At 66.9% G+C, this 13973-nt stretch carries 12 protein-coding genes; 5 read left to right on the forward strand and 7 right to left on the reverse strand.

The genetic code is table 11. The annotated features are described in order from the left end of the window. Positions 1-33 precede the first annotated feature (33 nt). Both Q0316_RS16430 and Q0316_RS16435 read right to left on the reverse strand, forming a co-directional pair. Positions 34-285, reverse strand: a complete 252-nt coding sequence (locus Q0316_RS16430) for a hypothetical protein (protein WP_298674382.1) — start codon at positions 283-285, stop codon at positions 34-36. Beyond that, positions 282-1274: a glycerophosphodiester phosphodiesterase gene (locus Q0316_RS16435; protein ID WP_298674383.1), complete on the reverse strand. Its 993-nt coding sequence runs from the start codon at positions 1272-1274 to the stop codon at positions 282-284. The genes Q0316_RS16430 and Q0316_RS16435 overlap by 4 nt, the downstream gene beginning before the upstream one ends. A gap of 118 nt (positions 1275-1392) precedes the next feature. Here Q0316_RS16435 and Q0316_RS16440 point away from each other — a divergent pair, with 118 nt between their 5' ends. From Q0316_RS16440 to Q0316_RS16460, 5 genes are read left to right on the forward strand one after another with little or no spacing between them, the layout of a single operon-like run. Beyond that, positions 1393-1893, forward strand: a complete 501-nt coding sequence (locus Q0316_RS16440; RefSeq protein ID WP_298674384.1) for a 2Fe-2S iron-sulfur cluster-binding protein — start codon at positions 1393-1395, stop codon at positions 1891-1893. Further along, on the forward strand, positions 1890-2858 hold the full coding sequence (locus Q0316_RS16445; protein ID WP_298674385.1) for a xanthine dehydrogenase family protein subunit M: 969 nt from the start codon (positions 1890-1892) through the stop codon (positions 2856-2858). Before Q0316_RS16440 ends, Q0316_RS16445 begins: the two co-directional genes overlap by 4 nt. Beyond that, positions 2855-5053: a xanthine dehydrogenase family protein molybdopterin-binding subunit gene (locus tag Q0316_RS16450; RefSeq protein ID WP_298674386.1), complete on the forward strand. Its 2199-nt coding sequence runs from the start codon at positions 2855-2857 to the stop codon at positions 5051-5053. The genes Q0316_RS16445 and Q0316_RS16450 overlap by 4 nt, the downstream gene beginning before the upstream one ends. Continuing rightward, complete coding sequence (locus tag Q0316_RS16455; RefSeq protein ID WP_298674387.1) at positions 5053-5976, forward strand: XdhC family protein; 924 nt, start codon at positions 5053-5055, stop codon at positions 5974-5976. Before Q0316_RS16450 ends, Q0316_RS16455 begins: the two co-directional genes overlap by 1 nt. Continuing rightward, the gene (locus Q0316_RS16460) at positions 5963-6565 is read left to right on the forward strand and encodes a nucleotidyltransferase family protein (RefSeq protein WP_298674388.1); all 603 of its coding nucleotides are present in this window, start codon (positions 5963-5965) and stop codon (positions 6563-6565) included. The genes Q0316_RS16455 and Q0316_RS16460 overlap by 14 nt, the downstream gene beginning before the upstream one ends. A gap of 123 nt (positions 6566-6688) precedes the next feature. Here the strand turns inward: Q0316_RS16460 and Q0316_RS16465 are convergent, their stop codons facing one another. The 5 genes from Q0316_RS16465 to Q0316_RS16485 form a co-directional block, all read right to left on the reverse strand. Further along, the gene (locus tag Q0316_RS16465) at positions 6689-8668 is read right to left on the reverse strand and encodes an acetyl/propionyl/methylcrotonyl-CoA carboxylase subunit alpha (protein WP_298674389.1); all 1980 of its coding nucleotides are present in this window, start codon (positions 8666-8668) and stop codon (positions 6689-6691) included. Positions 8669-8741: 73 nt separating this feature from the next. Continuing rightward, the gene (gene bioB, locus Q0316_RS16470) at positions 8742-9749 is read right to left on the reverse strand and encodes a biotin synthase BioB (protein ID WP_298674390.1); all 1008 of its coding nucleotides are present in this window, start codon (positions 9747-9749) and stop codon (positions 8742-8744) included. Next, positions 9746-11023 carry an O-acetylhomoserine aminocarboxypropyltransferase gene (locus tag Q0316_RS16475; protein WP_298674391.1) on the reverse strand — a complete coding sequence of 426 codons (1278 nt, stop codon included), beginning with the start codon at positions 11021-11023 and terminating at the stop codon, positions 9746-9748. The genes bioB and Q0316_RS16475 overlap by 4 nt, the downstream gene beginning before the upstream one ends. Continuing rightward, positions 11020-13161 (reverse strand): methylmalonyl-CoA mutase, encoded by a 2142-nt coding sequence (scpA, locus tag Q0316_RS16480; RefSeq protein WP_298674392.1) that lies wholly within the window; start codon positions 13159-13161, stop codon positions 11020-11022. Before scpA ends, Q0316_RS16475 begins: the two co-directional genes overlap by 4 nt. Positions 13162-13181: 20 nt before the next feature. After that, positions 13182-13970 carry an enoyl-CoA hydratase-related protein gene (locus tag Q0316_RS16485; protein WP_298674393.1) on the reverse strand — a complete coding sequence of 263 codons (789 nt, stop codon included), beginning with the start codon at positions 13968-13970 and terminating at the stop codon, positions 13182-13184. Positions 13971-13973: the final 3 nt, after the last annotated feature.

The following is a 13973-nucleotide window of genomic DNA, read 5'->3' on the forward strand; positions in this document are numbered from 1 at the left end:
GCTCAGGGCGAACGGGGTGGCGAAATTCTCCGCTTAGCGCTGCGGCGGCGCCCGATATCCCGAATCCGCCGGGCACTCATCCGGATGCTTGCGGCAGCGTTCCTCGCGTTTGCGCATCTCGCGCATATATTTCCGATCCCGTTCGGATGGGCTGGTGGTGCTCCAGTCGATCACCTTGCTCGTCGCGCGCACCGGCGCGGTGACGACGCTGGCGATGGTCCGCACGCAGCCCGCCGTGCCGACAAGCACGCCAAGCGCGAGCACGCCCATGACCCCGCGCCTCATTTCGCGTGCCGCGCTTCACGCGCACGGTTGCGCGCCGCCACGCCGATCGCGGGAAAATCGGTGAAGAAGCCATCCAGCCCGCGATAGAGCGCGGCGGAAATCTCGCCATCGAGATCGCCATGGCCGCGCGGATTGAGCCCGTCGCGATAGCCCGAGGGGAGGAAATAATTCTCCGCGCGATACGTCCATGGATGGACCCGCAGGCCAGCGGCATGGGCGGCGCGGACCAGCCCGGTCGGCACCTTCCCGTCCCACAGCATCGCCTTGTTCGGGCCGATGCCGAAAGCGTAGCTCGCGATATCGCGCAGCCCGTCTGGCGTCAGCATCGCGTCATAGCTTGGCGCGGCGCCATCCGCCGGGCCGCCTTCCTTGTCGACAAGCTGAATCAGGCGGATGCCGGTCAATTTGTGGATGCGCTTCAGATTATTCACCTCGAACGACTGGATGAACACCGGCGCTTTCGCCGTATTCCACCCCGCCGCCTGCAACTGGCGCACCAGCAATTCGTCGGTCGGATGGCCGATCGACGCGAAATAGGCCGGGTGCTTCGTTTCGGGATAGATGCCGACATCGTGCTCTTTCGCCAGCGCGATGATCTCGGCCAGCGTGGGGATCGCGAACCTGCCGTCATATTGGCGGTTGTCGGGGCGGAGCACCGGCAGGCGCTCCTTCGCGCGCAACGTCTTCAGCTCGGCGAGCGTGAAATCCTCGACGAACCAGCCGGTCTGCTTCTGGCCGTCGATCGTCTTGGTTGTCCGGCGCGATGCGAATTCGGGGTGATCGGCAACATCGGTCGTCCCCGATATTTCATTCTCGTGCCGCGCGACGAGCACATCGTCCTTCGTCGGCACCAGATCGGGTTCGATGAAATCGGCGCCCTCCACGATCGCCAGTTCATAGGCGGCGAGCGTATGTTCCGGGCGCTCTCCACTCGCGCCGCGATGCGCGATAACAATGGGATCGGAAAGCGGCGCAATCGAATCGGGCATCCGCCGATCCTGCCCGGTTCCACACGCCGATACCAGCAACGCCAACGGGATGGTTATCTTTCGCATGGACACCAACATTGCACCCAGCGTTACCCTGTCGGCAGACGGAGAGCGAGCCATGTATTTTACGATCAATGGAGCGCGATACGAGGCGGATGTGGATATCCGCACCTCGCTGCTCGATCTGCTGCGCGAGCATCTCGGGCTGACGGGGAGCAAGAAGGGCTGTGACCATGGCCAGTGCGGGGCGTGCACCATCCTCGTCAACGGGCGGCGGATCAACGCGTGCCTCACGCTCGCGGTGATGCATCAGGATGATGCCATCACCACGATCGAGGGGCTGGGCGCGATCGGCGATCTCCACCCGATGCAGGCGGCATTCGTGCGGCATGACGGCTATCAATGCGGCTATTGCACGCCGGGGCAGATCTGTTCGGCGGTGGGGATGCTCGACGAGGTGGCGAAGGGCTGGCCGAGCCATGTTTCCGCCGATCTTGCGCATCCGGCATTCAACGATGACGAGATTTCGGAGCGGATGAGCGGCAATCTCTGCCGCTGCTCGGCCTATCCCAATATCGTCGATGCGATCCGCGACGTGGCGCGGGAGACGGCGGCATGAGGACGTTCGCCTATTCCCGCGCTGAAAGCCCGCAAGGCGCGGTGGCGGCGGGCGGTCGCTTCATCGCGGGGGGGACCAACCTGCTCGATCTGATGCGGCTGGAGGTGGAGACGCCCGAGCGGCTGGTGGATATCAGCCGGCTCGATCTCGCGCGGATCGAGGAGCGCGCGGACGGCGGGCTGACGATCGGCGCGCTGGTGCCGAACAGCGATCTCGCCGCCGACGCGCGCGTGATCGAGCGTTACGAGGTGCTGAGCCGCGCGCTGCTCGCGGGCGCATCGGGCCAGCTTCGCAACAAGGCGACGACCGGGGGCAATCTGCTCCAGCGAACGCGCTGTTATTATTTCTACGACACCGCCGCGCGCTGCAACAAGCGCGCGCCCGGATCGGGCTGCGACGCGCGCGAGGGGTTCAATCGCATCCATGCGATCCTGGGGACAAGCGATCAGTGCATCGCCACCCATCCCGGCGACATGCCGGTGGCGATGCAGGCGCTCGACGCGGTGATCGTCACGCTCACGCCCGGCGGAGACAGGCGGCGACTGCCGATTTCGGATTTCTATCGCCTGCCCGGCAACACGCCGCAGGTGGAAACCGCGCTGAAACCGGGCGAGCTTATCACCCATGTCGAGTTGCCCGCGCCCGTGCCGGGCGCGCGGCATCTTTATCGCAAGGTGCGCGATCGCGCGTCTTATGCCTTCGCGCTCGTCTCTCTGGCCGGGGTGGTACGGATGGAGGGCGGCAGGATCGCATCAGCAGCACTCGCCTTCGGCGGGCTGGCGCCACGGCCGTGGCGCGATCCGGCGGTGGAAGCGGCGCTGGTCGGCAAGGCGCCGACCGCCGAAGCCTTCGCCGACGCCGCCGAGGCATTGCTGAAGGACGCGCGCGGCTTCGGGCATAACGATTTCAAGCTGCCGCTCGCCCGCCGCGTGCTGATCGCGGCCCTTCGGGATCTGACCGCATGACCGAATATCGGATGGACGAGGCGCACGCCGGCCTCGCGCTCGATCGCGAGGTGCAGGGCGTGCTCGGCAAGCCGCTCGACCGGATCGACGGCCCGGCGAAGGTGACCGGCAGCGCGACCTATGCGCTGGAGCACGGACTCGACAACATGGCCTGGGGCGTCGCGATCACCGCCGCTATCGGCAAGGGCCGCGTCACCGCGATCGACACGCGCGCGGCGGAGAAGATGCCCGGCGTGATCGCGATCTACGCCGGCGACGCCGCCCTCCCCCGCCAGACCCCGGTGTTCGGGCAGGATCGGGCACAGCCTTATGACGGCGCGATCGAAAGCTGGGGCGAGATAGTCGGCATCGCGGTGGCGGAAAGTTTCGAGGCGGCGCGCGCCGCCGCCCGCGCGGTGATCGTCACCTGCGCGCGCGAAGACGGCGTGTTCACCACGCATGACGGCGCGGACGATGCCTTCGATCCGCAGGAAGGCGCGCTGCTCCCCAATATCGTGCGCGGCGATATCAATCGGGCGATGGCCGATGCGGCGGTGGCGATCGACGTGAATTACACCACCCCGCGCCAGGTTCATGCCGCGATGGAGCCGCATGGCACGATCGCCGAATGGGATGGCGATCGGCTGACCTTGCGCTGTTCGATCCAGATCTTCCGCATGGCGCGCCCGGTGCTGGCCAATTCGCTCGGCATCCCGGCGGAGGATATCCGGCTGATCTCCCCCTTCATCGGCGGTGGCTTCGGGGGCAAGAATGTCAGCGCCGATGCGCTGCTTGCCGCGGTGGCGGCGAAACGGCTCGGGCGCCCGGTGAAGGTGGCGCTTGCCCGGCAGCAGATATTCCACGCCTGTTATGGCCGGTCTGACACATATCAGCGCATCCGCCTCGCCGCAGACGCCGATGGGCGGCTGATCGGTTGCGGGCAGGACAGCCTTGTCAGCCAGAAGGTCGGCGCGCGCTCGTTCGAGCCGGTGGCGCTCGGCGCGGTGGCGCTCTATCGCGGCGAACATCGCAGCTTCACGACGCGGATCGCGCCGGTCAACCTCGTCGCGCACGGCCCGGTCCGCGCGCCGGGCGAGGCGGTGGGGATGATCGCGCTGGAATGCGCGATGGACGAACTGGCGCGCGAACTCGGCCTCGATCCGATCGAGCTGCGCCGCCGCAACGAGCCGGAAAACGATCCCACCACCGGGCGCCCCTTTTCATCCCGCCGCCTGATCGACTGTTTCGACGAGGGCGCGCGGCGCTTCGGCTGGGCCACGCGCGAGCGGCGGAGCGAGGGCGAATGGCTGATCGGGCATGGCGTTGCTACCGCCGCGCGGGTGAATTTCCTCGCGGATTCAAGCGCGCGGGTGACGCTGTCGCCCGAGGGCCGCGCGATCGTCGAGACCGACATGACCGATCTGGGCACCGGCACCTATACGATATTGGCGCAGGTCGCGGGCGAGGCGCTCGGCCTGCCGATCGAGCGCGTCGCGGTGCGGCTGGGCGACAGCGATCTGCCGACCGGCGCCGGATCGGGCGGATCGTTCGGCGCCGCCTCCTCCGCCTCGTCGGTCGCGCTGGCGTGCGAGGATATCGTGGCGAAGCTGGCCAAAGCGATGGGCGCAGCGCCCGAGGATATGACGCTGAAGGACGGCCACGCCATCGCCGGCAACCGCCGCGTGCCGCTGGGCGAACTGGTCGGCGCCGCGCCGCTTTCCGCGATCGGCACGATCCATCCCGGCGCGAACAACCGGCGCTTCGCGCAGGCGACGCATGGCGCGCAATTCTGCGAGGCATGGGTCAATGCGGTGACGGGCGAAGTGCGCGTGAAGCGGATGCTCGGCGTGTTCGATTGCGGGCGCATCCTCAACCACAAAACCGCGCGCAGCCAGGCGATCGGCGGGATGATCTGGGGCCTTGGCTATGCGCTGCACGAGGAAGCGCATGTCGATCCGCGCAGCGGCGCGATCGTCAACCGCGATTTCGGCGAATATCACATCCCCGCCAATGCCGATGTACCACAGATCGAGGCATATTTCGTCGAGGAAGTCGATCGCCACGCCAATCCGCTTGGCGCCAAGGGGATCGGCGAACTCGGCATTTCCGGCGCGGGCGCGGCGGTGGCCAATGCGATCTTCGATGCGTGCGGCGTACGCGTGCGCGACATGCCGATCACACCGGATAAACTGCTGATGGGGCTTCCGCCGATCTGATGGCCGACAATGATACAGTCCTGAACGCCGCCGAAGCGTGGCGGGGCGCGCCGATGGCGCTTGCCACCGTGGTTTCGACCTGGGGCTCGGCGCCGCGCCCGAGGGGCAGCCATATGCTCGTCCATGCCGATGGGCGGTTCGAAGGATCGGTTTCGGGCGGCTGCGTGGAAAGCGATATCCTGGACACCGCCGCGCAGGTGATCGCGGGTGCGCCGTTCCAGCTCAAACGCTACGGCGTGGCGGATGCCAGCGCATGGGAGGTCGGCCTGCCGTGCGGCGGCGAAATCGCGGTGCTGGTGCAGCCAGTATCGGAAGCGGGCTTCGACCCCGCGCTGTTCGATAATATCCGCGCCGCGCGCGATGCGGGAATGGCGCTGGCCGTCACCACCGATCTTGCCACCGGGCGGAGCGGCGTGGACCTGCCCGCCAGCGCCGACAGCTTCGTCAACCGCTATGATCCGCCGCGCCGGCTGCTGATCGTCGGCGCGGTGCAGATCGCGCAGGCGCTGGTCAGGCTGGCGCATACGCTCGGCATCGAAACGGTGGTGATCGACCCGCGCGGGCGCTTCCTGACGGACGAGCGTTTCCCCGCCGCGACGCTCGACGATCGCTGGCCCGACGAGGCGATCGCCGCCCACCGCCCCGGCCCCTCCACCGCGATCGTGACGTTGAGCCACGATACCAAGATCGACGATCCCGCGCTGATCGCAGCGCTCGCCAGCGACGCCGGCTATGTCGGCGCGCTCGGCAGCCGCCGCAGCCACGCCGCGCGACGCGAGCGGCTGGGCGCGGCGGGCGTGGCGCCGGGCGCGCTCGATCGCATCGACGCGCCGGTGGGGCTCGATATCGGCGCGATCGGCCCGGCGGAGATCGCGCTTTCCATCGCCGCAGCAATGATAGGACGATTCAATGATCGAGGTTGAAAAAACCGTGCTCGTGCTGCTCGCCGCGGGGAAATCGGAGCGGTTCGGCGATGTCGGCAGCAAGCTCGACGAACCGTTCCTCTCCCGCCCGCTCGGGCTGCATGTCGCCGTGACGCTGGAGGATATGCCGTTCATGGAGCGGATTGCGATCGTCGCCGGCTGCCAGATTGATTTCGCGCACCATGGTTTCACCATCATCCCCAACAACGATCCCTCGCGCGACATGGCATCATCGGTGCGGCTCGGGGTGGATGCAGCGCGCGAGCACGGCGCGGCTGCGGTTATCATCGCGCTGGCGGACATGCCGCGCGTCACCGCGACGCATATCTATCGCCTGCTCGAAGCGGCGACGGGGCCGGAGGCGGTGGTCGCCTCCAGCAACGGCCGCCACCCCTCCCCGCCCGTCCTGTTCGGCGCGGCGCGGTTCGGCGAGGTATTGTCGATCGAGGGCGATCAGGGCGCGCGCGATCTGATCCGCGCTGGCGTCCATGTCGTCGCCCACGAACAGGAACTGATCGACGTGGATACGCCGGAGCAACTGGAGCAACTCCGCGCGCTGGTCCATGCGCCCGAGGCGAGGCGCCAGTAAAGCCCCTCTCCTTTGGCGGAGGCGCAGGGATGGGACAGCGAGATACGGCAGGTGGACGGTCTCTGAGAGACATCCCCCACCCCCTCCCCCGCCTCTGAAGGGGAGGGGACTTTCAGTGCCCCCTTATTCCAGTTCCAGGATCACCTGATCGACCTGCAGGCTGTCGCCCGCCGCCGCATTGACCGATTTCACCACGGCGGTTTTCTCGGCGCGCAGGATGTTCTCCATCTTCATCGCCTCGACCACCGCGAGCGCCTGCCCGGCCTCCACCTTGTCGCCCTGCTTCACGTCCAGCCGCACGAGCAGGCCCGGCATCGGCGCGATCAGGAAGCGCGACAGATCGGGCGGCACCTTCTCGATCAGGTGCTTCGCATAAGGCGCGATCCGCGCGGGCAGCACGCGCGCCTTGTGCGTCGCGCCGCGCGCGTTGAGCGTGAAGCCGGTGCTGGTGCGCGCGATCTTCACCGTGAGCGGCTCCTTGCCGCCCACCGTCGCGATGCGGTCGCCGGGTGCGTAAGCGATGTCGCCATCCACGGCCACGCCATCGACCGTCACGCCATCGGTGCCGACCGTCACCGCGTGATCGCTCTTGCCGATCCGCACCACCCAGTCAGCCGGTGCCGCAAGCGGGCCGCCAAGCTGGCCGTCGACCAGCCGCGCGCGCTCCGCCCATTCAGCCGCCGCATGTGCCGCGACGCCCGCCAGCGTGCGCACCAGCGCATCCGATGCCGGCGCGCCGTGGAAGCCATCGGGATATTCCTCCGCGATGAACCCGGTGGTGATATTGCCCGAACGGAAGCGCGGATGCTGCATCAGCGCGGAGACGAAATCGAGGTTGGTCCCCGGCCCGGCGATCTCGAACGCATCGAGCGCGGCGATCTGCCTGTCGATCGCCTCCTCACGTGTCTTGCCGTGGGTGATGAGCTTGGCGATCATCGGATCGTAGAACATGCTGACCTCGCCGCCCTCGCGCACGCCGTCATCGACGCGCACGCCATCGCCCGCCGCGGGGGGATTGTAGCGCACGAGGCGACCGATCGAGGGCAGGAAACCGCGATAGGGGTCTTCGGCATAGACGCGGTTCTCGACCGACCAGCCGTTGATCTTCACGTCCTTCTGGCCGAACGCCAATTTCTCGCCCGCCGCGACGCGGATCATCTGTTCGACCAGATCGAGCCCGGTGATCTCCTCCGTCACCGGATGCTCCACCTGAAGCCGGGTGTTCATTTCGAGGAAGTAGAAGCTCTCGCCGGTCTTGTCCGCGCCGGAGACGATCAGTTCGACCGTGCCCGCGCTGAAATAGCCCACCGCCTTGGCCAGCGCGACCGCCTGCTCGCCCATCGCCTTGCGCATCTTGGGCGTGACGAACGGCGACGGTGCTTCCTCCACCACCTTCTGGTGGCGGCGCTGCACCGAGCATTCTCGCTCGTTGAGGTAAAGGACGTTGCCGTGCTGATCGCCCAGCACCTGAATTTCGATGTGGCGCGGGCTTTCGATGAACTTCTCGATGAACACGCGATCGTCGCCGAAGCTCGCCAGCCCCTCGCGCTTGGTCGCCTCGAAGCCCTCGCGCACGTCCTTTTCGGACCATGCGAGGCGCATCCCCTTGCCGCCGCCGCCGGCAGAGGCCTTCATCATCACCGGATAGCCGATATCGGACGCGATCTTCACCGCCGCCTCGGTATCCGCGATCTCGCCGAGGAAGCCGGGGACGACATTGACGCCCGCCTGCTTGGCGAGCTTCTTCGATTCGATCTTGTCGCCCATCGCGGCGATCGCCTTGGGCGGCGGGCCGACGAAGGCGATGCCCGCGTCCGCACAAGCCTTGGCGAAGCTCTCGCGTTCGGAAAGGAAGCCATAGCCGGGGTGGATGCAGTCCGCACCCGTAGCCTTGGCGGCTTCGAGGATCAGATCGGCCTTGAGATAGCTCTCCGCCGCCGGCGCCGGCCCAAGCCGCACCGCCTCATCCGCCATCAGCACATGCGGCGCGCGCGCATCCGCATCCGAATAGACCGCGACGGTGGCGATCCCCATCTTCTTCGCCGTACGAAACACCCGGCAAGCGATTTCGCCACGATTGGCGACAAGGATTTTCTTGAACATTCAGCTTCCTCAAATCATTCGCCGGGCGCGAACACGCCGGAACCTAATCCCACTAATCGTCATGCTGGACGGCTTATTCAGCCGCCGCACACACCCGCATCGGTTCCTCGGCCTCCATCGGGCGCACGCCGAGCTTGGCGAACAACGCCGCATCCGCGCTGTCGCCCCGATTACCGGTGGTCAGCAGCTTGTCGCCGGTGAAGATCGAGTTCGCGCCGGCCATGAAGCAGAGCGCCTGCGTCGCTTCCGACATGCTCTCGCGTCCCGCCGACAGGCGCACCATGCTCATCGGCATGGTGATGCGCGCCACCGCCACGGTGCGGACGAATTCGATATCGTCGATCTTGGCGAGCGGCGTGTCGGCGAGCATGTCGCCCAGCACCGTGCCCTTCACCGGCACCAGCGCGTTGACCGGCACGCTTTCCGGGTGGCGCGGCAGGGTGGCAAGCGCGTGGACGAAGCCGACGCGATCCGCACGCGTTTCGCCCATGCCGACGATCCCGCCGCAGCACACGTTGATGCCGGCCTGCCGCACATTCTCCAGCGTCTCCAGCCGATCGGCGAAGGTGCGCGTGGTGATGACGGAATCATAACGCTCGGGCGAGGTGTCGATATTGTGATTGTAATAATCCAGCCCCGCATCGGCGAGCTGCGCCGCCTGCGCGGGGGTGAGCATCCCCAGCGTCATGCAGGTTTCCATGCCCATCTGGCGCACGCCCTTCACCATCTCGATGATGGCGGGCATGTCCCTGTCCTTGGGGTTGCGCCACGCAGCGCCCATGCAGAAGCGCTGCGAGCCGGAGTCCTTCGCCTGCGCCGCCATCTGGAGCACGGCGCGCGGGTCCATCAGCTTGGTCGCCTTCACCCCGCTTTCGGCGCTCGCGGATTGCGAGCAATAGCCGCAATCCTCCGGGCAGCCGCCGGTCTTGATCGAGAGCAGCGTGCACATCTGCACCTCGCCCGCCGCGTGATGCGCGCGGTGGACGGTCTGCGCCTGATACATCAGCTCATCGAACGGCAGGTCGAACAGCGCCGCGATCTCGTCGCGCGTCCAGTCGTTGCGGATGGTCATGTCGGTCATGCTGCGTCCAGTGCCTGCGCCAGATCGGCGATGATGTCGGCAATATTCTCGATGCCCACCGAAACGCGCACCACGTCCGGCCCCGCGCCCGAGGCCGCGCGCTCCGCATCGGGAAGCTGCCGATGGGTGGTCGAGGCGGGATGGATGATGAGGCTTCGCGTATCGCCGAGATTGGCGAGGTGGCTGAACAGCCTGACCTTCGATACGAGCGCGATGCCCGCGTCATATCCGCCCTTCAGGCCGAAGGTGAACACCGCCCCGCCCTTGCCGCCAAGGTAACGCTGCGCGAGCGCGTGATATTTGTCCCCCGGCAGCCCGGCATAGGAAACCCAGGCCACCTTGGGATGGCTCGACAGCCATTGCGCGAGCGCCAGCGCGTTATCGCAATGCCGCTCCATGCGCAGCGCCAGCGTTTCCATGCCGGTGAGCGCGAGAAAGGCGTTCATCGGCGCCAGCGCCGGCCCGAGATCGCGCAGCCCCAGCGCGCGACACGCCAGGATGAAGGCGGCGTTGCCGAACGCCTCGGTGAACACCTTGCCGTGATAAGAGGCGTTCGGTTGGCTGAGATAGGGATATTTCCCGCCCTTCGCCCAATCGAACTTACCCGCATCGACGATCACGCCGCCGATCGAATTGCCGTGGCCGTTCAGGAACTTGGTGAGCGAATGCACCACCACGTCCGCGCCATGCTCGATCGGGCGGCACAGCACCGGGGTGGCGAGCGTGTTATCCACGATCAGCGGCACGCCAGCGTCATGCGCCACTTTCGCGATCGCCGCGATATCCTGCACCACGCCGCCGGGGTTGGCGAGGCTCTCGATGAACACCGCGCGGGTATCGGCGGTGATCGCGGCGGCGACATTGGCGGGATCGTCCGCATCGACGAACGTGGAATCCCACGCCATCTTCTTGAAGCTCGATCCGATCTGGTTGAGCGATCCGCCATAAAGCCGCTTCGAGGCGACGATATGCTTGCCCGGCTCCATCAGCGTGTGGAACGTGAGGAACTGCGCGGCATGGCCCGATGCCACCGCAAGCGCGGCGACGCCGCCCTCCAGCGCCGCGACCTTGCCCTCAAGCGCGCCGCTGGTGGGGTTCATCAGCCGCGTGTAAATGTTGCCCGGCGCATCGAGGTTGAACAGCGCCGCCGCGTGATCGACATCGTCGAACACATAGGACGCCGTCTGGTAGATCGGCGTGATCCGCGCCTTGGTCGTCGGATCGGGTTCCGTCCCGGCGTGGACGGTGAGCGTTTCGATATGCTGCGCGGTCATTCCGCTGCCTCCGCTTCGGGCGGCATGTTGTGGCCGAGCAGCCGCAACACATCCTCCGCCGCCTTGATGAGATTGGTGCCGGGGCCGAAGATCGCCTGCACCCCGGCATCGTACAATGCCTGATAATCCTGCGCCGGGATCACGCCGCCCGCCACCACCTTGATATCGGCGCGGCCGGCATCCTTCAGATGGCCGATCAACTCCGGGATCAGCGTCTTGTGCCCCGCCGCGAGGCTGGAGGCGCCGACCACGTCGACATCCTTGTCCAGCGCCAGCGCGGCGGCTTCCTGCGGGGTCTGGAACAATGGCCCGGCGACCACCTCGAAACCGAGATCGCCGAACATCGAGGAGACGAGGTTCGCGCCGCGATCATGCCCGTCCTGCCCCATCTTGGCGACGAAGATGCGGGGCTTCCGGCCAAGCCGCCGCTCGGTGGAATCGACGCCGCGCAGCAGCCGCGCCCAGCGTTCGTCATCGGTATAGGCGCCGCCATAGATGCCCTTCACCGGCGTGGGGAAGGTGCCGAAGCGCCCGAACACATCCTCCATCGCAAGCGAGATTTCGCCGAGCGTGGCGCGCGCGCGCGCCGCCGCGACCGCCAGTTCCAGCAGATTGCCGTCGCCCTTCGCGCCCTCGCGCAGCGCATCGAGCGCGGCGGTGCACGCCGCCTGATCGCGCGTCGCCTTCACCTGATTGATGCGGCGGATCTGCGCCTCGCGCACGGCATGGTTATCGACATCGAGAATCTCGATCTCGTCCTCGTTGGCGAGGCGATATTTGTTGACGCCGACGATCACGTCCTCTCCGCGATCGACCCGCGCGGCGCGCCCGGCCGATGCTTCCTCGATCATCGCCTTGGGCCAGCCCGCCGCCACGGCCTTCGCCATGCCGCCCTCGCGCTCGACGCGCTCGATGATCTCCCACGCGCCATCGACGAGCTGCTGCGTCAGGCTTTCGATGTAATAGGAGCCGCCGAGGGGATCGACCACCTTGGTCATCCCGGTTTCTTCCTGGATCACGATCTGCGTGTTGCGCGCGATGCGGGCGGAGAAATCGGTGGGCAGCGCGATCGCCTCGTCGAGCGCGTTGGTGTGGAGCGACTGGGTGCCGCCCAGCATCGCCGCCATCGCCTCGATCGTGGTGCGGATCACGTTGTTGTACGGATCCTGCTCCGTCAGCGACACGCCGCTGGTCTGGCAATGCGTGCGCAGCATCTTGCTGCGTTCGTCCTTCGCGCCCAGCTTGGTCATCACGCGGTGCCACAGCACGCGCGCCGCGCGCAGCTTCGCCACTTCCATGAAGAAGTTCATGCCGATCGCGAAGAAGAAGCTGAGCCGCCCGGCGAACTTGTCGATATCAAGGCCGGAGGCGACGCCGTATTTCACATATTCCGCGCCGTCCGCGATGGTGAACGCCAGCTCCTGAAGCTGCGTCGCGCCCGCTTCCTGCATGTGATAGCCGGAGATCGAGATCGAATTGAACTTCGGCATCTCGCGGCTGGTATAGCCGAAGATGTCCGAGATGATCCGCATCGACGGTTCCGGCGGGTAGATATAGGTGTTGCGGACCATGAACTCCTTGAGGATGTCGTTCTGGATGGTCCCGTCGAGCAATTTGCGCTCGACCCCCTGTTCCTCGCCCGCAACGATGAAGAAGGCGAGGATCGGGATCACCGCGCCGTTCATCGTCATCGACACGCTCATCTGATCGAGCGGGATGCCGTCGAACAGGATTTTCATGTCCTCGACGCTGTCGATCGCGACGCCCGCCTTGCCGACATCGCCCGTCACGCGCGGATGATCGCTGTCATACCCGCGATGCGTCGCGAGATCGAACGCGACCGACAGCCCCTTCTGCCCCGCCGCGAGATTGCGGCGATAGAAAGCGTTCGATTCCTCCGCCGTGGAGAAGCCGGCATATTGCCGGATCGTCCACGGGCGGCCCGCATACATGGAGGCGCGCACGCCGCGCGTGAACGGCGCGAAGCCGGGCAGGCCCGGATCTACGCCCACGTCATCCGCGGTGTAGAGCGGCTTGACCGCGATCCCCTCCGGCGTGTGCCAAGTGAGATCCCTGCCCTTCACCTCCTTGGCGGCGGCGGCGGACCAGTTGTCGAGCGTCGGCTTGCTGTCGGTCATGTCACTCTAACTCCGGGGCGTTACGCGCCCTTGAACTCCGGCTTGCGCTTCTGGAGGAAGGCCATGCCGCCCTCGCGCGCGTCCGCCGTGCCACCGGCGATGCGCTGGCCCTCCGCCTCGGCGCGCAGCACCTCGTCGAACGAACCGTCGAGCGCGGTCATCACGTTGCGGCGCATCGTCGCCAGCGCCACGGTCGGCCCGGCGGCGAGCCGCGTCGCCAGCGCCAGCGCCTCGTCCTGCAACGCGGCATCATCCACCGCCTTGTAGATCAGCCCCCAGCTTTCGGCCTGTTCCGCGCCGATCCGCTCGCCCAGCATCATCATCCGCGTCGCGCGCGCCTTGCCGATCGCCTTGGCGAGCAGCCAGGTCGATCCGCCGTCGGGCACCAGCCCGATGTTGACGAACGCCTGAAGGAAATAGGCGCTCTTGCCCGCAAGCACGAAATCGCCAGCGAGGCCCATCGAGCAGCCGACCCCCGCCGCCGGGCCGTTGACCGCGGTGACGACAGGCACGCCAAGCCGCATGATCTGCGACAGCGCCGGATTGTAATAATTCATCAGCGCGCGGTGGCTCGCGTCGCCCCCGCTCACCGCACTCGCCCCGCCGCGCGCCTGAAGATCGGCGCCCGAACAAAACGCCCGCCCCGCCCCGGTGATAAGCACCGCGCGCGCGCCTTGCAGATCGTAGAGCGCGGTGGAGAGATCCTCCGCCATCTGCAACGACGCGGCATTCAGCCGATCGGGGCGGTTGAGCGTGATGACGAGGACATCGCCCTTCTTCTCGGTCAGGATCGTTTCATATTCGGCCATGTC

The organism is uncultured Sphingomonas sp. (assembly GCF_937871615.1).
In the GTDB taxonomy this organism is placed as follows: Bacteria; Pseudomonadota; Alphaproteobacteria; order Sphingomonadales; family Sphingomonadaceae; genus Sphingomonas.